Source organism: Aliiglaciecola lipolytica (genome assembly GCF_018860635.1).
GTDB lineage: Bacteria > Pseudomonadota > Gammaproteobacteria > Enterobacterales > Alteromonadaceae > Aliiglaciecola > Aliiglaciecola lipolytica_A.
The window spans coordinates 1-17,155 of record NZ_JAHKPT010000027.1; the positions used below are offsets into that span (position 1 = coordinate 1).

Consider the following 17,155-nt stretch of genomic DNA (forward strand, 5'->3'; position numbering starts at 1 on the left):
CCGCTTATTTGAAACGTTAGGCACCAAGGAGGAAATATGGATATCTTAGCTTTAACAACTGGTTTTGTAGTCGGGGCGTTTACAGGTGCTGCTGGTTCTTATCTTGGAAACAAATATACAGATAAAAGAAGAAATTCGGAGGAAATGGCTAGCGCAGCGAAAGACTTCTCAAATCTTGAAAGTAAATTTCCCAGAATCATTCAAGAAATGAGGGAGGATGTTAAAAATCCAAAGCTTTCCGGAGTGCGAATATTCTTTGTTAAAGAAAAATCCACTATGCTTAATTTTAATGAGCCTCATTTTGTGTATTACACCGACGATCATCCAGAACTGTCGGCTGCTTTATCGGCAATGGAGGATTTAGGCTATATTAGAGATATCACTCCTGGAAATTGCCCCCAATATCGTTTCGTTGAAAAATTTTATGATGTATTAAAAAATGGTGCCTAACAAACACATTATGTTCATTCGCTGCGCTCATTGGGACGCATACTCGCTGGCTCGGCTCATTCTTCGCAAGTTTAGCCAGCAAGCCTGCGCCCCATATGTGAAGCGTTATATGCAAAAGGAGAATTGTGCATGAATATCAATGCAACATTACTTGGAGAGATAATATTTATCTCTGTAATAGTTATTGGCATCCTAAGTTATTACTTAGGCAAACGTAAAACAAACACACCTAAAATGGCCACCTTAATTGGTGTTCTATTATCATTTATTCCGCCACTCGGTTTAATTTATCTTGCCATATTGGTACTAAAAAATGATATTAATCAAAATAATACTAGTACGGCTGTTGGGTAATTTGCATATAACAAAAAGCTCAATCGGAAAATTACTCGCTGGCCTTCGGCCAAAACGCATCGTATTTTCCGTTTAGCTTAAGCGTTATGTTTCTCTGGTTATTTATAACAAGGAAGTATTAATCATAAATGTTTGATGGATTTTTTAATCGAAACTATATCAAGTTTCTCTTTATAGTTGGCTGGCTTATTTTGCTATGCAGCTTTTGGCTTGATTTGTATTTCACAAATAACATTGGTTTTTTTCCGCGCTCAGGAGCGATTTTATGTGTAGCAGCTTTACTAGCTGAGTTTAGGTTGGCAAAAATGGATCGCGGCTTCCTTATTAAAGATTTAAAAAGCGCACTTCAGCATGCTACATTTATTGAAACTGGTCTGTACCAAGAGACAAAATACGACAAATTAGTCAAACTCTTCGCTCATGTATCACTAGTCGCAGGTACAGTAGTTTGGGCGTATGGTGACTTACTCACCTAGAAGAGAAAAAACATAACAAACAAATGTTGCTGACCCAAACTCGCGGCCATTGTTCGTGCCTCACAAAGTTTAGGCCACTAGTTTGTGCAGCAAATTCGGACGTTAAGTGCCAAGGAGACTTTATGTTCAGGGATTTTAAAACGATTGCGTTTGCAGTTATGCTTTTTGTGCCAATCTTGTCAGTAGCAGCTCAAAATAAGGAAACTAGAATGTCAGGACCTGCCCAAAATGGTGTGCTTATCTACTCAAAAAACCTAACTAATTTAGCAGAGTTCTATGAAAAACTATTTGGCATGACCATCACCAGAGAAACCCAAGATTTTATTAGCTTGGATAAGGATGGTTTCAATCTCATTGTCCATGTGCCGCCGTTCGAAATACCTCAAGAATCATTCAGCCCTGTTAAGCTTTTCTTATCTGTCCAGAATATGGAAGCAACCAGAAAAGAAGCAATTAAATTAGGAGGACTGGCATTTGACGGTGAGTGGTCAAACCCAATATTCAAAGTGTCCAATATTGCAGACAGAGAAGGAAATCATATTCAGATCAGGGAGTTCAAAAATGCCAATAATGGTTCGTAGGCAATTTCATGATCAAGGCACATAACAAACAAATCAAAATCGGACACAAACTCGTTGGCTCTGCTCGTGCCTCGCAATTTTAGCCAACAAGTCTGAGCCGTTTATTTGAGGCGTTAGCACTACAAGGAAATTAATGAGTTACTATTTATCTCTCTTTACTGAAATGGAAAAGTTCTTGCTATTATTCTGCCCCATAGCAGGAATGATTGGTGGCTTTATTCATATGTTAATCCTCGATTTCGATTGGAATAAGGTTCCCGAATTAACTCTCACTAACACTCCAAAGAAAGAGCAGCCAAAATTAGTCATTACGAACGAATCGTCGACAAAGAGAGGCGGATGGTACTTTGCTAGAATCTGCTTAGGGGTTGTTGCTGGTCTAATAGTCTTTCTTTTTGTTCATGGTAGTATCACCGATACCGCCGCAGCCGCTTCCAAAGTTTTAATTTTAGCCTTCTTTGGCGGACTCACTGCGCCCTCTTTATTTAAAGAGCTAGAACAAAAATACAAATTAAAATTAAAAGACGAAATTGGTGGAAAGTAGTGCTAACAAACGCATTAAATCGCTCGCAAGCTCGCTGGGACGCTAACACATGGGCTGCGTCACTTCGTTCCTAATTTTAGCCCATGTGTTATCGCCCTTTATGCGGGTGTTAGGTACTTAAATGGACTTTTTAAAAATATTTGCCGCTTCAATGTTGTGGTACCCACTTTTTTTAATTCCTTCTGTTTTCGGTTTCGTGACTTACTACTTTGTTATTAAAGGTGCTTCAAAGTTAACTAAAATAAACTGGGCAACGATTATCGCTCCTTGGCTTATCTGGTTGATACTGATGTCATTTTTTTCTACTGGCAAAAAGTCACTTGCAAACTTAATTGAGCCAGTAATATTAGGTGGTATTGTAAGTGTGCTTTTCATCATCTGGGCATTGATGAAAAAATATTCTAATGTAAGTGGAGTAATTGGCTCAACAACAGTGTTTGTAGCAAGTTGTGCATCAGCATTTTTGTTGTTTTTTCTTGTCCCTGGGCTGCCCGAATGAAAACAGTACCTAACAAACACATCATGTTCATTCGCTTCGCTCATTGGGACGCAAACTCACTGGCTGGCGCTTCGCGCAAGTATAGCCAGCAAGTCTGCGCCCCATATGTGAAGCGTTATGTACCTATGAGGTGAAATGGAAACCTTTAAGTTATTTTATTCAATATATAAATCACTTATCCTAAAAATGATTTTGTTTTTGATACCTTGTTGTGTAATTTTTTCCTATGCATATGGTTTTTGGAGCGGTGTATTTTTTGGCTTTTGGGTATTAGTTTTGTTGGTATTCTCATTGTTCTGGACTTTCCGAAAAGCAATAAAAGCAAATGGTAATAGTCCGTTTAAGTAACCACATCAAATTAAGGATTTAAGGGTATTTAGTGTCGGTACATAACAAAAACATCAACGGGAAAACTGCTCGCTGTAAAGCGCTCGTATTTTCCCGTTATATTAAGCGTTATGTTTCTAAACTATGATTAAAGAAATCGCGATCTTTTACATTGCAGTATTTTCCATTTATTTACTTCTTTCGATTTTTTGGCGTAGTAAAATTAGTCAAATAGCATTTATTTGGTTCGGCCCAATACCTTTAGAATATGAATACTTAGCTGAGTTCAAGCTGCGTAAGTTCAAGTATGCTTTTGGCTGGCTGTTACAATTTGTATATGCAATATCGGTAGTGTTCTTGTTAGCAAGCTATTTTTCGTGGCTACAAAAGGAAACCTATTTCTTGGTTGTGACATTCGCACTTCCTATTGGTTTTGGGATGGCACTACTTGCTTCAATTGGTTTCTTATTGTCGTATCTAAAGACCGCTCTATTTGGGCCTAATCCATATTTTGAATTTGTAAAAGAGGACGATTTAGATGACGAAACATAACAAGCCAAGTCAGCGGGAATTTTACTCGCTGAAAAGCGCTCATAAAATCCCCTGCTTGGGGCGTTAACTGCCAAGGAGTATTCAGTGCGTACTGAGATATTGGAAAATCTTAAAGCTCTAGAAATTAAAGAGAATATTAAAATATTGTATGCATGTGAATCAGGCAGTCGAGCATGGGGGTTCCCATCAGCTGACAGTGACTATGATGTTCGTTTTGTATATGTTCGAAATAAGGATTGGTATCTTAGAGTTGATCATGAATATTGTAGAGATGTAGTTGAAAAACCTATTAATGACTTATTAGATATAAGTGGTTGGGACTTGAAAAAAGCACTTAAACTTCTTAGAAAATCAAACCCAGCTCTAATTGAATGGTTCAATTCGCCAATCGTCTATCAGCAAAATGATAAATTTACAGAGGCTTTTAAAGAGTTAATACCTATTCACTATTCACCACGTTCTTGTTTTTACCACTATTCACATATGGCGAGTGGAAATTTCCGAGAATACCTACAGGGTGAAACAGTAAGAATTAAGAAGTACTTCTATGTTCTTAGACCTATTCTAGCGATGCAATGGATCGAACAAGATCGCGGTGTTGTACCAATGGAGTTTGAAGTGCTAGTAAATGAATTGGTGCATGATGAGACCCTAAAGTCTGCAATTCAAAAGTTACTGGAAGATAAGCGTAAAGGTTTTGAAAGTGCATACCTTCCTCGAATTGATGTAATTAGTGACTTTATTAGCTCAGAATTAGAAAGGTTTAAGGACAAAGCGCAAGAGCAACAAAAATCTGAAACAGATTTTAGTAAATTAAACCCATTCTTCATTGATGTACTAAATGGCGAATATGGCAGTTAACAAGTTGCTTAAACGGAATAAAAACAGTTGGTTATCGCTGCGCGATTTTAACCAACCATTTTTATCCGCTTAGCAAGGCGTTATGCGTCGAGAGAAACCACCACTTATGTAGCTTTTTTGGAGTGAGTTATGATAAACCGTACCGATAAATTGGTATTTCTTGTTGGGTTAAGTATATTTTCGATTGGCCAATTTTGGATTTACCAATTTGGAGCAACGACTAAAGGGCTATCTTCAGTCGACGTAAGTCACTGGGTTATGTTGATAGGGGTAGTATTGTACTTACCGTATATCATGAGACTTCCGCGACACGGAGTAGGTTTAATCGCGAGCATTTTTATGACGATTGGCGTCGTTTGTATGATAGGAATGTGTATTATCGATTTGGTCTTTTGGGGAATCGCTGATGATGGTTTGCGGACAGCCGTCGCGAAAGAATTAATTAATACACCAATGATTTGGCAGCCATTTATGCTGTGGGGAAACGAGGAAGTCTTGATGACTGGGTTTATACTTGCATGCTCACTTTACATGAAGCAATCAAAGGTTGGCCCCCTACTAGTTGTGTTTGGATCTATATTGGCGATTGCAGGTGCGTCTTGGTTCAATTTTATCGCGTACATTCTAATCAGTATTGGCTTTCTCGTTTGTTTTGATTTTCTTCGACGTGACAACCAACAAGAAAGCTAGTGTTAGTTTCCTTTCTCTCAAAGTTACGAAACATAGTCAGTGTTTCCGCATAACAAGTCAAAACACAGTCACTCGCTACGCTCATTCGGACGCGCATAAAGCGCGCCCGTGTTTGAAGCGTTATGCGCTACTCGGCTTGTAGTTTTAATTTATAGATGGAGAAGTATAGGGATGTTTGAATGGAATGGAGATAGAAAGCAGCTCCTGTCAGTGTTATGGATATTTCTTACAGTTAACTACATTTACTGTGATATTTTTTCACTTCACCACGCACAGACCTTACAGGCGTTTCTAACAGGTAAGGTTGGTGGAATGGTGTTAACAGAGGAATTCCTCTTGTCATTCGCATTTATTATGCAAATTCCAATGTTAATGATCCTTCTCTCTAGGTTTTTAGTGTTTAAATTAAACAAGTACGTGAATATAGCAGCAGCTCTCATAACAGGTTCAATACAAAGCTACACGTTGTATATGGGAGGCACTCTTCACTATGTCTTTTTTAGTATCTTTGAAATTAGCACTGCTGTGATTATTCTTTACTTCGCAAGCACTTGGAAACAGTGTGATGCTCAACCAACACGTAGCGCATAACAAACAAATTATGCCACTCGCTGCCGCTCACTGGGACGCAAACACGTGCGCGGCTTCGCCATTATTGTACACGTGTTTGCGCCCCATATTTGGAAGTTATATGCAAGGAGTTTTGTGGAAACCTTCCCTGAAAATCACGAATTAATTGGCTTATTTGAATGTGAGCCTATTTTGACTGATCCTGAGCAAGAGCACTGGTTTTACAATCAACTTATATTTCACACTGTTAGATGTGATGATGCTTTAACAGTCAAAATTAATGGGTGTTATGGTGATTTATCAATTTTATGGAAGCAAGGTTCACGTGAGTTAATGAGCTTTAAGTTTGAGAAACTTAGTAGTCTGGAGGTTGAGATGCAGACTAATGATGAATTTCTAACTGCAATTGGTTCATTCTATGATTTTGAAATGTTAGTTAAATTGCGCCTAAAACCCCAAGTTGCCATTGAATTAAAGCAGTTGAGTAATTGCATATAACAAGGCCATTAAAAAGCGGACACGTAACAGTTGGCTCGGTTCCGCTCCGCTGCACATTATAGCCAACTGCTACTTAGCCGTTTATGGCGGTGTTGGTATGACTCCCTTTGTCAATAAAAACCGAGTGTCTCCCTGACATTTTTTCGGTCCATAATTAATTATTCTTTCACTCAAATAAATTGAGCTAACGCACCGGATGAGGCAGTAATGTCGTCGGTTGTCATGCTGGTATTCGTGGATTATTCATCTTTAGATGAACAGCGCCTACCTTACTTATTCCGTACCTAGTCGGCCACCATGACACCTGTCTTCAGTCTATGTTCGTGGTTCAATAATGGGTTAGCATTATTGCCATCCTAACGCCCTCGGTGATTGTGCCGCAGCCGATGCTTGACCCAATGCACTAACTCAAACTCTGTTCTCATGCAGGTACCCTAGATAAGCGTAATTTTGGGTTAACCTGCGGTAATGCGACTTCCCGTGAGATAGCCCAGATATAGGTAATCATTTCTCTGGCGATAGCAGTAACTACTACATTGTAGTGTTTACCTTTGTGCATCAGTCGTTGATATCGACGACACAATCTCAGTTGTGCTTTCCACGCAATATCGGTGATAGGCTTGGGTAACCCCTCTTGTCGCTTTTGTAATTCTGTAGAAACGTTAGCTGTGTATCTATAGCTGTGAGCGCCTTCAATTAGTAGGCGTCTTGCTCGGCCATTACCACATTTAGTGATGGCACCTAAACGACGTTTTCCACCACTTGAATGTTCACTGGGAACCAGACCGAGGTAAGCCATTAGTTTTCTGGGATGGTCAAAGCGATTTAAATCCCCTAATTCGGCTACTACACCGGTGGCAACTAATAATCTAACACCTCGCATGGCTTGTACTGCCTTGACGACAGGATAATATCGCCAGTTTTATACACAAAGTGCAAGGTTGCATCAGGATATTTAGACTCAAGCTGACGAGCTAATTTTTTGATAGCGAGTTTACTGTTTGACTGCCTACCTAAGTGAACGGGTTTAGCGCCACGTTGGTCTTCAATATAAGCAACTTCGTTGAATTCTTTATGCGTATCTAAGCCAATAAAAAATATGCTATGTTTATTCATGCTGATCTCCTTTTTTTAGTTTCTTTGCAAAACTATTATGGCTCTGGTTTTTAACTAACCCACGAATAATTGGAGATCAGCACTATTTCAAACTGGCTCAAGGGGAGTCATTATGTCTATGCGCCAAAGCGTAAAGGATTTACATCCATACTTTTATGAAGAATTCTTATGATCAGAATTTCCTGGCTACCTGTTTGTTTGTAGAACACAACATGACTACCTTGCGGAAACTTTCTGTATTCGTCTCTTATTTCGTCGCAGCTTTTACCGATATCAGGATTTTCAGACAACATCCAAAATGAATCGTCGAACTGCTTTAGGTATACATTACGCTGTTCTCGTCCCCATTTCCGTTGTGTAAACAACGCAATGTCTTTCAAATCAGATTTTGCCAGTACTGTTAACTTAAATGGTTTCACTCTATTAGTTCACCATCTAGTTCTGATATCAGGTGCTCAAGGTCGTATTCAGCCTCGCCGCTTTCTTCACCTGCTACAAGTAATTGACGCAAAGTGTTTAATTTGGTCTCCTGTGTTTCTAGCAAGCGAAGAGCTGAACGAATCACTTCGCTCGCTGAACCATATCGACCAGTTTGAATTTGTCTAGCAATAAAGCCATCAAAATGGTCCCCAAGGGTAATGCTGGTATTTTTAGCCATTTGCTTTCTCCGAGTACCAATATATACCTAATTATGGTATTTGTATGTTGTAAGTCAATAGCGCATAACAAACAACTGTAGTCGTTCGCTGGCGCTCACTGGGGCAATAACACGTAGGCTCAGTCGCTTCGCTTCCATTTTAGCCTACGTGTTATTGTCCCTAAGTTGGGCGGTTATATGCCTGTTGTAGCTTGTTGACAAAGTCCGGCATTGCCGTATGATTATGTTATGATATTTATTGAAACAAGTATATTCACGAAAGTTTTACCAAATTACTTATCGGACGATGACTATCGAGGCCTGCAATCTTACTTGCTACAAAAGCCTGACGCTGGTGATATTGTTAGATGATCTGGGGGAGTACGGAAAGTTAGATGGGCTCCTTCCGGAAAAGGAAAAAGTGGTGGTGTACGTGCAATATATTACTGGAAAAAGTCAGAACATGAGATTTGGATGCTTACTATGTATAGTAAATCTGAGCGTTCAACAATTGCATCTCATATTCTTAAGCAAATAGCGGAGGCAATAGATCATGAGTAATCGAGATATAGGTCTAGAAATCTTAGAAGGCTTAAATGAAATTAAGCGTTTTAAACACGGTAAGTTATTGTCAAAAACTACTGAGTTATCGGAACCATCGGAGCCAAAGGTAATCCGTTCAAAACTAAATTTATCCCAATCAGCTTTTGCTGGTTTACTGGGAGTCAGTATGCGTACTCTTCAAGATTGGGAGCAAGGTCGAAGACATCCTCAGGGTCCTGCCATTGCATTATTACGTATTGCTGAACAACATCCAGAAGTGTTTGCAGACCTTCATTAAATCGGTATATAACAAAAACATAAACTGGAAAACTACTCGCTGAAAAGCGCTCGTATTTTCCAGTTATATTAAGCGTTAGTTTACCAATTAAAATCATCACCCTAACTCCAAATATACGGTGTAATCATAGTTATAAATGGTTCGGTGGTAGTTGTGAACGACTGAGCATAGCAACAATCAAAATGAGACCGTCTTCTTTTGTAAAGTATGTCGTGTGTTTGCCTACAGGAAAGTAAAACTCATTTGGGTAGATTTCATCACAACTCCGACCTACGGCAGGGTTATCCGCAAGCATTTGAAATCCAGTTAGTAATGTATCTTTGTAATTGTGCCACTGAATTTCAGAGTAGTTGTTGACGGCATAGCTTTTGATTTTTCGTAAATGAGCCTGTGCTAGTTTACTTAATTTGTATCTATTCTTTTGCATAACTGGTTACAAGGCGTTTAAAAAATCTTCACCATCAACTACATTGCCTTGCGCCAAGTCTTGCTTGGCTGACTCGAAGCAATGTTTAAGGTAGTTAGTTTTCATTGCTTCTAGCTCTTCATAATCTCTAATAGACATTACAACTACAGCATCTTTGCTGTTTTTGCTAATCTTTACTGGCTCTCGTTGGGCACTAAGAAGTAACTCACCAAAATTACGTTTAGCGTCATTTGCTGTTAATGTGCGCATGAACATTCTCCAAATCTACAGTAACATTAAGATTATAGTTATTCGCATGAAATGGTTAATGTAATTAAATCGTGCGATTTGTGCGGATAGTAAACTATCAAGAGCTTAAACTCAGACAATGTAAAGTTGTCATGGTTTTGGCAAATAACGCAAATAACGCAAAAAGCCATGCCAACCATTCCGTGTTAGGCGGGCGTTATTCGTTAATCACAAATACATGGAGTAATTCACTTGGTCACTTGTTATCTCAATTACGTAATTGCCCCCTATAAAGCTAAAGAATTTGAGCATTACGCTAAACTTTGGATACCGTTAGTAAATAAATTTGGTGGAACTCATCACGGATATTTTCTTCCTTCAGAGGGGGCTAACAACAAAGCCTTAGCCTTATTTTCTTTTCCTAGCTTGGCTGAGTACGAAGAATACCGAGTTAAATCACTTGCGGATGAAGAATGTATCAGTGCATTTAAATATGCAGAAGATACCAGGTGTATTTTAAGTTACGATAGAAGCTTCTTTCGTCCTATTTTCGAGTAAACGTTTAACAACTCAATAAACGTACTCACTGCGCTCATTGGGACGCATACACGCGGGGCGGTTTCGCCATTATACCCCACGTGCCTGCGCCCGTTATTGAAAAGTTGGTATGACTCTGGAGAGAGTAATGGATAAATATCTAGTTACTAAGGAAGAAATAGAAGAGCTTGAAGGTATTTCGAAAACCCATTTCCTTAATGAGAACGCCAAAAGAATTAATAAGTCACTGGGCGATCTTACAGGCCTAACTGGATTCGGCTTTCACATTATCGAAATTCAACCCGGCCACGAATCTACAGAGTTTCATAAACACTACCATGAAGATGAATGCGTTTATGTACTCGAAGGTACAGCCGAAGCGCAAATAGGCCATGAAAAATATACAGTAAAACCTGGTGATTTTATCGGTTATCGTGCGGGTGGTGAGGCTCACGCTCTGCGCAATAACGGCAATTGTCTTTTAAAATGTATCGTAATTGGTCAGCGTTTGGAGCATGATGTTGGTGACTATCCAAAGCTGAATAAACGGATTTATCGTCAAAAGAATATGCCATGGAACCTTGTAGACATTGGGAATATCAGTGAGCCAAATGCGGGTAAAAAGTCATAATAAAGCCATCAATATGACCGCTTTACGCTGGGCTTCAATCGGCAAATTATGGCGGCGATATGCCTATCTTGCATTGGTGTGACCTATAAATGAATCGAACCTTTAAATACGAAACACCATCATGGGGCGCTAAGTTAATATGCTCAGTTTACGCTCTAATATCCGGAGCACTTTTAATAGCTTATGTTACTTATGAAGGCTGGTCGGATAATTCCCTATGGGTATTAAAGTATACTTTCGTGTTTTTAGGCTTGGCTTTTTTATTTGTATCGCTCAAGCCATCAAATTGGAAAGGCTGGGTATATTTCACAGCTGATGATAACGGAATACATTTCCCTTCATCCCCTTCAAGTGAAGAATCTGCATCCCTTGATGTAAGTTGGGAAAATGTCGGCAATATCAAACGAGAAAAGCTTTACGGTGGTGTTTATGGTATTTCAATTGAATTAAAGATTTCTCAATTAGACGTTGAGACTCATTTTCGTAATGTAGCCAACTCAAATAAAATATTAGGCTTTAATCAAATGAGAGGTGAATATTTCGTGATTGCGTATGCTAATAATGCATTCCAAAAATTACCTGATGTAATCCAACAACTTATTGATATAAAGGGTGCAAATATATCACAAGCTAATTAACGCATTCACTGCGTTCGCTGTGACGCAAACACACAGGGCGGCTTCGCCATTATGCCTCAGGCAACTTTACTGCTTAGCTTAAAGTTATAGCGCGTAAGATTTTAATTATATTGTTTAGCACAAAGGCTGGGCCTTTCCGTAATTCTGCGAGTCAACAACCGTTTTTTTCCGTAATTGGTTAACCGTTTTATCAACTTCAAATACTTACATCTAAAATGGTTGTCTCCAAACTGGTTCAATATACCTTCATCAATAGTTGCAATATTCTGGCAATTTGGTTTAGTCTAGGGTGCTTATTTTTACCAACGTTGTTGTGCTAATTGCTTGTGGCGGCAAAGCCGCGATAGTGAAACGCAATAACAAACGTATGTTGCAGACACCAATTCGCTAGCTGAGGTTCGTACCTCGCCAAGTATAGCCAGCAAGCTTGCGCCGCTTATCTGGAACGTTATGCACGAAAAGGAATTCGGTATGAAATGGTTATTTTGGACTTTATTGTTTCTGTCTTTTCTCTTGATAAATGAGACAACAGTTGAATGGCTACTAGCTGTTATTGTCGGCGGGTACGATCTTCAACTAGGCTTTGAACGTGCCACCCAATATTTCACTTTAGATAGTTTTTTGTTTTCAACTGTCTTCAGAATTGTTCCCTATATAGTGCTTTCTTTAGTTGCTCTTTTTTCTAGCCTTAGAAGTTCTACAATCGGAAAAATCGCGCTTTACTGCTCACTTGCCACTATCTCTCTTTTCCATTTTTGGGGTTACTGGGATATGCAGCATTCGCATTTTACGTCTGAACACACCTCATCTACTTCGGCATTAGCTATTATCTTTATTCCTATTCATGCCATTTGGCTTAGTGCCGTTGCTGGCGCATTAGGTTATGGTTTAGCTAAAGTCACTAGGTTAGTTAAATCGTGAACAACAAACCATTCAAGGCTCTCGCTGGGAGGCTATCACATCTATCACATGGGGTGCGTCACTTAGTTCCTAATTTTCGCCCATGTATTATTGCCCCTTAGTGGGAAGTTAGGTGTACAAGGTAGTCATGAATTGTAGTGAATTTAAAAAATGTTGGATCGAGGGTGATATCAAGGGTCTAGATTGTGATCAGAGAGAAGGCTCTAGATCACTTTTATTCATGCAATGCATGTAGTGATGCAGCATTAACTGCGACATTGAAATCGCGGGGAATCGATGTAGACCATTATCCTTGTGTGCATATGGCTCAGTATGCTGAGTTTCATTGTGTTCAACACCCAGATTCAAAAGACTGTCATGACGCCACTATAAAGTACAACGAAATATTTGATGAGTACTCAATTCCTCACGGAGACGGCAACAGTCAATTAACAATAAATAATTGTCCATGGTGTGCATCGAAACTTTCAGAAAGCAAGAGAGATTTATGGTTTGATATCCTTGAGTCAATTGGATATGACAATCCATGGCAGCAAGAAATACCCGAAAAATATAAATCAAAATTATGGCGTATACACAGCTAACACATATGAGCCTAAAGTTAGTCAATAGGTACTAGTGTGCTTTTGATCTATTTTCCAGTTCCATCTAAATCTTTGGGCTAAGCCGTTTATTTCATCTGTTATTGTGACTGTTAGGATATCGCTTACGGCAAACACATATAGAGTTGTACCAGTCTCCGGCTCTCTTATGCGATCTCATCTCAGCCTGCTTTTTCAATAAACGTATTGATAGCAGGGGCACTACGACTAACCGGATTTAGGAGGTAGAGCGAAGCAGGATGCCAGAGCCGAGACATTCATCGGTTACCCAGCACAGGCACTATTCAAGAGTATGGCTAGATCATGAATGGCTTTCATATACAAGGCATGTCCTAATACGAAATCTATATTATGTTGTCGACAGAAGTCAGTTACCCAATACCAACAGTGCATACATCAACCCCCACGACGATATTGCCTAAATAAGGCTTAGTAAAGCCAGCAATTGTTTGGGTGAGTCCTTTACTTTTTTATGTACAAGCACCTCACTTTTATTATCAATAACGCAAACGTAAAGTAAGCGTGCGTGTAAATCTATTCCGCAATAGTAAGGATGTGTATTAGTATAAAAGTTCATTGAGCTTCTCCGTTTGGTTTTGTCATCTATCAGAGTAGTTGAAAAGTTACGCTGATTGAGGAGGCTCAATGAGTATCAAAGGCCTTGCACTGCACTAGTCGGTGAACGCGGCGTTAAGTTTTTGATAGCTTCTACAAATTACAACTTTAAAAAGGAAATTTTTAATAAAATGAAAGTAGTTAAATTTACATCATTAACTTTGATAGCCGTAATTATTGCATTAGCACTTTCTTATGAAAAAATTATCACAGGTGTCCTGTTGCCTCAGTACATTGACTGGGCATATGAAATAGATCGAAAAGGACTGGATATAGGCGTCCCCCTAGATAAAAAAGAGTTACTACTGGCATCTGAAATAGGGATTGTGCACCCAGAAAAAGTAAGGATTGTTTATGTTGACGAAGTTCCTTACCCTTATGAAAACTTCGCATTAAAGCTTTTTGGAGAAGCTGTTGGGCTTATTGGTGATGGAATAATTAACAATGCACAAGTTTTCGGGTATTCAATTTACACTCGCAAAGACTTTGAGTTAAATAGACCCAAATTAGCTCATGAATTGGTGCATGTGTTGCAGATAGAAAGAGCAAGCTTGGATAAAGTCGTAACCCAACATTTTTCTGATATGGCGGAGTTCGGATACGATAAAGCACCGTTAGAAGTTGAAGCTTCTGAAGCTAACAAAAAATACAGTGGCAACTGGTAGCCAAAATGATATTTGGCAAAATAAAAACATAACAAACACAATGTGTTCATTCGCTGCGCTCATCGGGACGCAAACTCGCAGGGCGGCTTCGTCATTATGCCCCACGTGCCCACGCTCGTTATTGGGAAGTTAAATGACAATGAAAAAAATCATGGTCGTCTTAATATACCTTTTCCTTTTCAGTAGCGAGGCCAAAAGTGATTACGACCCTTGCTCACTTGATATTTATCCCATAATTGAAAAAAGAGACATCGAACATTCACTGTCTGTTGAACACCCTGCAGTGTTTTTGGCTAATGAAAACTCGAGAGTTTACTTGTCGGTGTCGGATTTAATTGAATTCTCTACATCAAATCCTAACCCGTATATTCCATACCTCGACGAAACCATAGAATACTTTACGAGTAGCCTCAAAGGTATATCAGAACCAACCAAGAACATTGGCTTCTTGCAGTCAGATTTAAGCTCTCTGGAAGGAAAAGAACAACAAATAGCTGTAAATGTTTATGGTTTTATAATCAATGGCTTTCAAGCAGGTCTTCTTAATTCAAAAGCAATGGTTACAATTAACGGAGACGTAGTTACTTCGAGTACGTTCACTCTCCAAAAAGGCGAAGAACCGAACCCAATTGACGAATACAACAAAGTACATAAAATTAAATTCATCAGTAATGGAACGCTTATTTATGACTCGTGTTGGATGGATAAATAAGTCATCTAACAAAAAATTAAGTCGCATACTGGTGCAGGCTGGGACGCGAAAGTATGGGCGGCTTGGTCATTATGCCCCACGAGCCTGCGCCCGTTAATTAAAAGTTAAACAGCAAGGAAGTATGGGCGAAATATTTAAACAAAATAGTATTAATTTAGTCGTTTCAAGTTCGGCTATTTTATGTGCTTATCACATCGGACTAGGTAGTATTCTATTTTGGTTTGGTGGGCTTTTAGTCGTTCCAGCAATTGCTATTTGGTTTCAGTTTAAGTATGCCCTCGGTAATTTTATAGTACGCCTCAATATCGCTGTCTTACCTTGGTTAGTTCTTTGCTTTGTAAGTTTATTTTGGGTATCAAAAACAGAACATGTCGGTCAGCGAATCATGAATATGTTTTTTTTTTGAAATGCCAATATATTCTGTTGTCGTTGGTGCAGTTGTAGTCACAGGATGGTTTTTCTTTCAAAAAGCAAACACTCAGAGTTAGTTGCTGAACAACAAACGCATTAACTCACTCCCTTCGGTTACTGGGACAATAACACCTAGGTTCCCTGCGCTTCGCTTGGTATTATAGCCTACATATTACTGCTCGTTATGCGGGTGTTAGAATTCCAAGTCAGTACGCCATTCATTGTAGTAAATGCTACCAATAGTATTTCTTTAGAAACGTAAAATTGACATAAGCTATGTCAAGCAAAAATATTGTCTGATTTTTGATTAAAGGACAAATTATGAAAAAAAATTCGCTTATCTTTGCGGCTGTATTTTTAACCGCAACGGTTATGGCAGAACAACCAACTTTTACCATGGGTCCTGCAACTCAAACGCATGCGGGCTTGATTGATTGTGGTGGAAAATCTCGTCTTAGCGCTGTTGGAGAAATCAAATCAGAAGATGGAATAGTGTGGATTGTACCTGCAGAAAATAACTATGAAAAAGCTCCTAAAGCAGCAGATCTGTTTAACCAATGTGGGGGCAAGGAATTAAAATCACTCGATGAATTAGAGTTAAACGATGTGCCAGTTATTGATGCGGGAGGTACAGAGGAATTCACGGCTTATATATTTCCCGACAATTATTTTGAGCTATACATAAACGGAATTCTAATTGCTGTCGATCCCGTTGTTTTCACCCCATTTAACTCTAGTGTTGTGCGTTTTAAAGCGGATCGTCCGTTAACTATCGCTATAAAGATGGTGGACTGGGAAGAAACACTTGGCTTAGGAATGGAATACAATCGTGGCTCTATATTTCATGCTGGCGATGGCGGCTTAGTAGCCCATTTTCAAGACGCAAAAGGCCAGACTGTAGCTATTACAGACAATAGTTGGAAAGCTCAAACTTTTTATACCTCCCCCATTGTTAATCGAGATTGCTTGGTAATAGAAAACTCTGTGCGCGATAGTTCAGCTTGTGACAAGCAGAAAGTAACTGATGCAAATAAAACGTCTGCAGCCCATTGGGCAGTTGATAAAAACTGGATGAAACCTGAGTTTGATGACAGTTCATGGCCTGCAGCTTTAACTTATACTAATGATACCGTTGGTGTAAAAAACAAAAAATCATTCATGAATTTCTTGGATGTATTTGATACAAAAGGTGCAGATGCTGAGTTTATTTGGTCGTCTAATCTGGTATTAGATAATTTAGTTTTACTGCGAAAAACAATTAAATAAGTCTAACAAAGCGCTCCAAGAAGACCGCTAATGGGGCGCTTGAGCTTAGCGTTAGACGCTAGGAGGGTTGGAAATGCTGCTCACAGTTGCTGTAAAGGCTTTCGTCATTTGGGTTGGTATCTTGGTGCTAGCCGTTGCTAATGGGGTGCTTCGTGAATCGGTATTCGTGCCGAATTTCGGCTCCTGGTCCGCACTTGTGCTTAGCGGTTTGCTGCTCTCGGCTCTAATCGTCGGCGTGGCGTATTTTTCCCTTCCATGGCTAAATACTCGTAGCCCTCGGGTGTTGTGTATTATCGGTATTGGATGGTTGCTTCTAACACTTGGTTTTGAGTTTTCGTTCGGGTTTTGGCAAGGCAAGTCATTAAACGATTTATTTGCAGCCTATACATTCAAGGATGGCAATATATGGCCCGTTGTTCTCACAGTAACGGCCGCTGCACCCTACATCGCAGGGAAGCTCAGAGGATGGGTATAGCGTTCCCACAAATGCAGGAACGCTGTTCAAC

At 39.4% G+C, this 17,155-nt stretch carries 26 protein-coding genes and 3 pseudogenes; 23 read left to right on the forward strand and 6 right to left on the reverse strand.

The genetic code is table 11. The annotated features are described in order from the left end of the window. Positions 1-36 precede the first annotated feature (36 nt). The 11 genes from KO530_RS15760 to KO530_RS15810 all read left to right on the forward strand — a co-directional run bounded on the left by KO530_RS15760 (position 37) and on the right by KO530_RS15810 (position 6,402). On the forward strand, positions 37-450 hold the full coding sequence (locus KO530_RS15760) for a hypothetical protein (protein ID WP_216049420.1): 414 nt from the start codon (positions 37-39) through the stop codon (positions 448-450). A gap of 129 nt (positions 451-579) precedes the next feature. Next, the gene (locus KO530_RS15765; RefSeq protein ID WP_216049421.1) at positions 580-804 is read left to right on the forward strand and encodes a hypothetical protein; all 225 of its coding nucleotides are present in this window, start codon (positions 580-582) and stop codon (positions 802-804) included. A gap of 128 nt (positions 805-932) precedes the next feature. Beyond that, entirely contained in the window at positions 933-1,280 is a 348-nt protein-coding gene (locus KO530_RS15770; protein ID WP_216049422.1) for a hypothetical protein, read from the forward strand. 122 nt (positions 1,281-1,402) lie between these two features. Next, positions 1,403-1,861 (forward strand): VOC family protein, encoded by a 459-nt coding sequence (locus KO530_RS15775; RefSeq protein WP_216049423.1) that lies wholly within the window; start codon positions 1,403-1,405, stop codon positions 1,859-1,861. Positions 1,862-1,994: 133 nt separating this feature from the next. Continuing rightward, positions 1,995-2,405 (forward strand): hypothetical protein, encoded by a 411-nt coding sequence (locus KO530_RS15780; protein WP_216049424.1) that lies wholly within the window; start codon positions 1,995-1,997, stop codon positions 2,403-2,405. 121 nt (positions 2,406-2,526) lie between these two features. Then, positions 2,527-2,904 carry a hypothetical protein gene (locus tag KO530_RS15785; RefSeq protein ID WP_216049425.1) on the forward strand — a complete coding sequence of 126 codons (378 nt, stop codon included), beginning with the start codon at positions 2,527-2,529 and terminating at the stop codon, positions 2,902-2,904. A gap of 471 nt (positions 2,905-3,375) precedes the next feature. Beyond that, positions 3,376-3,783 carry a hypothetical protein gene (locus KO530_RS15790; protein WP_216049426.1) on the forward strand — a complete coding sequence of 136 codons (408 nt, stop codon included), beginning with the start codon at positions 3,376-3,378 and terminating at the stop codon, positions 3,781-3,783. An 84-nt stretch (positions 3,784-3,867) separates the two neighbouring features. Then, the gene (locus tag KO530_RS15795; protein ID WP_216049427.1) at positions 3,868-4,644 is read left to right on the forward strand and encodes a nucleotidyltransferase domain-containing protein; all 777 of its coding nucleotides are present in this window, start codon (positions 3,868-3,870) and stop codon (positions 4,642-4,644) included. 129 nt (positions 4,645-4,773) lie between these two features. Next, the gene (locus KO530_RS15800; protein WP_216049428.1) at positions 4,774-5,334 is read left to right on the forward strand and encodes a hypothetical protein; all 561 of its coding nucleotides are present in this window, start codon (positions 4,774-4,776) and stop codon (positions 5,332-5,334) included. Between the two features lie 171 nt (positions 5,335-5,505). After that, positions 5,506-5,925 carry a DUF6326 family protein gene (locus KO530_RS15805; protein ID WP_129738915.1) on the forward strand — a complete coding sequence of 140 codons (420 nt, stop codon included), beginning with the start codon at positions 5,506-5,508 and terminating at the stop codon, positions 5,923-5,925. A gap of 114 nt (positions 5,926-6,039) precedes the next feature. After that, on the forward strand, positions 6,040-6,402 hold the full coding sequence (locus tag KO530_RS15810) for a hypothetical protein (RefSeq protein WP_216049429.1): 363 nt from the start codon (positions 6,040-6,042) through the stop codon (positions 6,400-6,402). Positions 6,403-6,823: 421 nt separating this feature from the next. Here KO530_RS15810 and KO530_RS15815 read toward each other — a convergent pair. The 3 genes and pseudogenes from KO530_RS15815 to KO530_RS15825 all read right to left on the reverse strand — a co-directional run bounded on the left by KO530_RS15815 (position 6,824) and on the right by KO530_RS15825 (position 8,176). Beyond that, positions 6,824-7,518 (reverse strand): annotated as a pseudogene (locus KO530_RS15815) (transposase). 116 nt (positions 7,519-7,634) lie between these two features. Further along, positions 7,635-7,937: a type II toxin-antitoxin system RelE/ParE family toxin gene (locus tag KO530_RS15820; RefSeq protein ID WP_216049430.1), complete on the reverse strand. Its 303-nt coding sequence runs from the start codon at positions 7,935-7,937 to the stop codon at positions 7,635-7,637. Further along, positions 7,934-8,176: a type II toxin-antitoxin system ParD family antitoxin gene (locus tag KO530_RS15825; protein WP_216049431.1), complete on the reverse strand. Its 243-nt coding sequence runs from the start codon at positions 8,174-8,176 to the stop codon at positions 7,934-7,936. Before KO530_RS15825 ends, KO530_RS15820 begins: the two co-directional genes overlap by 4 nt. A 366-nt stretch (positions 8,177-8,542) precedes the next feature. On the opposite strand from KO530_RS15825, the pseudogene KO530_RS22010 reads away from it, so the two are divergent. Together KO530_RS22010 and KO530_RS15835 are read left to right on the forward strand one after the other, a co-directional pair. Beyond that, positions 8,543-8,716: pseudogene (locus KO530_RS22010) on the forward strand (transcriptional regulator); the annotation flags it as partial. Further along, on the forward strand, positions 8,709-8,996 hold the full coding sequence (locus tag KO530_RS15835; protein ID WP_216049432.1) for a helix-turn-helix domain-containing protein: 288 nt from the start codon (positions 8,709-8,711) through the stop codon (positions 8,994-8,996). The pseudogene KO530_RS22010 and the gene KO530_RS15835, both read left to right, overlap by 8 nt. Positions 8,997-9,126: 130 nt before the next feature. On the opposite strand, the gene KO530_RS15840 is transcribed toward KO530_RS15835, so the two are convergent. After that, the gene (locus KO530_RS15840) at positions 9,127-9,423 is read right to left on the reverse strand and encodes a type II toxin-antitoxin system RelE/ParE family toxin (RefSeq protein WP_216049433.1); all 297 of its coding nucleotides are present in this window, start codon (positions 9,421-9,423) and stop codon (positions 9,127-9,129) included. Positions 9,424-9,429: 6 nt separating this feature from the next. Then, entirely contained in the window at positions 9,430-9,672 is a 243-nt protein-coding gene (locus KO530_RS15845) for a type II toxin-antitoxin system Phd/YefM family antitoxin (RefSeq protein WP_216049434.1), read from the reverse strand. Positions 9,673-9,903: 231 nt separating this feature from the next. Here KO530_RS15845 and KO530_RS15850 point away from each other — a divergent pair, with 231 nt between their 5' ends. From KO530_RS15850 to KO530_RS15870, 5 genes are all read left to right on the forward strand, one after another. Further along, positions 9,904-10,209 carry an NIPSNAP family protein gene (locus KO530_RS15850; protein ID WP_216049435.1) on the forward strand — a complete coding sequence of 102 codons (306 nt, stop codon included), beginning with the start codon at positions 9,904-9,906 and terminating at the stop codon, positions 10,207-10,209. A 127-nt stretch (positions 10,210-10,336) separates the two neighbouring features. Beyond that, positions 10,337-10,819 (forward strand): cupin domain-containing protein, encoded by a 483-nt coding sequence (locus tag KO530_RS15855; protein WP_216049436.1) that lies wholly within the window; start codon positions 10,337-10,339, stop codon positions 10,817-10,819. Positions 10,820-10,908: 89 nt separating this feature from the next. Then, a complete protein-coding gene (locus KO530_RS15860; protein WP_216049437.1) occupies positions 10,909-11,457 on the forward strand; it encodes a hypothetical protein in 549 nt (182 codons plus the stop codon). Between the two features lie 471 nt (positions 11,458-11,928). Further along, positions 11,929-12,378, forward strand: coding sequence for a hypothetical protein (locus tag KO530_RS15865; protein WP_216049438.1), 450 nt, complete (start codon positions 11,929-11,931; stop codon positions 12,376-12,378). A gap of 185 nt (positions 12,379-12,563) precedes the next feature. After that, positions 12,564-12,962: a DUF6980 family protein gene (locus KO530_RS15870; RefSeq protein ID WP_252729320.1), complete on the forward strand. Its 399-nt coding sequence runs from the start codon at positions 12,564-12,566 to the stop codon at positions 12,960-12,962. A gap of 321 nt (positions 12,963-13,283) precedes the next feature. Here KO530_RS15870 and KO530_RS22015 read toward each other — a convergent pair. Then, positions 13,284-13,557 (reverse strand): annotated as a pseudogene (locus tag KO530_RS22015) (IS110 family transposase); the annotation flags it as partial. A 169-nt stretch (positions 13,558-13,726) separates the two neighbouring features. Between KO530_RS22015 and KO530_RS15875 the strand changes: the two are divergent. The 5 genes from KO530_RS15875 (at position 13,727) to KO530_RS15895 (ending at position 17,124) form a co-directional block, all read left to right on the forward strand. After that, on the forward strand, positions 13,727-14,260 hold the full coding sequence (locus KO530_RS15875) for a hypothetical protein (RefSeq protein ID WP_216049439.1): 534 nt from the start codon (positions 13,727-13,729) through the stop codon (positions 14,258-14,260). A 151-nt stretch (positions 14,261-14,411) separates the two neighbouring features. Next, entirely contained in the window at positions 14,412-14,972 is a 561-nt protein-coding gene (locus KO530_RS15880) for a hypothetical protein (protein WP_216049440.1), read from the forward strand. Between the two features lie 121 nt (positions 14,973-15,093). Beyond that, complete coding sequence (locus KO530_RS15885) at positions 15,094-15,378, forward strand: hypothetical protein (RefSeq protein ID WP_216049441.1); 285 nt, start codon at positions 15,094-15,096, stop codon at positions 15,376-15,378. Between the two features lie 326 nt (positions 15,379-15,704). Next, the gene (locus KO530_RS15890; protein WP_216049442.1) at positions 15,705-16,649 is read left to right on the forward strand and encodes a hypothetical protein; all 945 of its coding nucleotides are present in this window, start codon (positions 15,705-15,707) and stop codon (positions 16,647-16,649) included. Between the two features lie 73 nt (positions 16,650-16,722). Beyond that, the gene (locus KO530_RS15895) at positions 16,723-17,124 is read left to right on the forward strand and encodes a hypothetical protein (RefSeq protein WP_216049443.1); all 402 of its coding nucleotides are present in this window, start codon (positions 16,723-16,725) and stop codon (positions 17,122-17,124) included. The last annotated feature ends 31 nt before the right edge of the window (positions 17,125-17,155 follow it).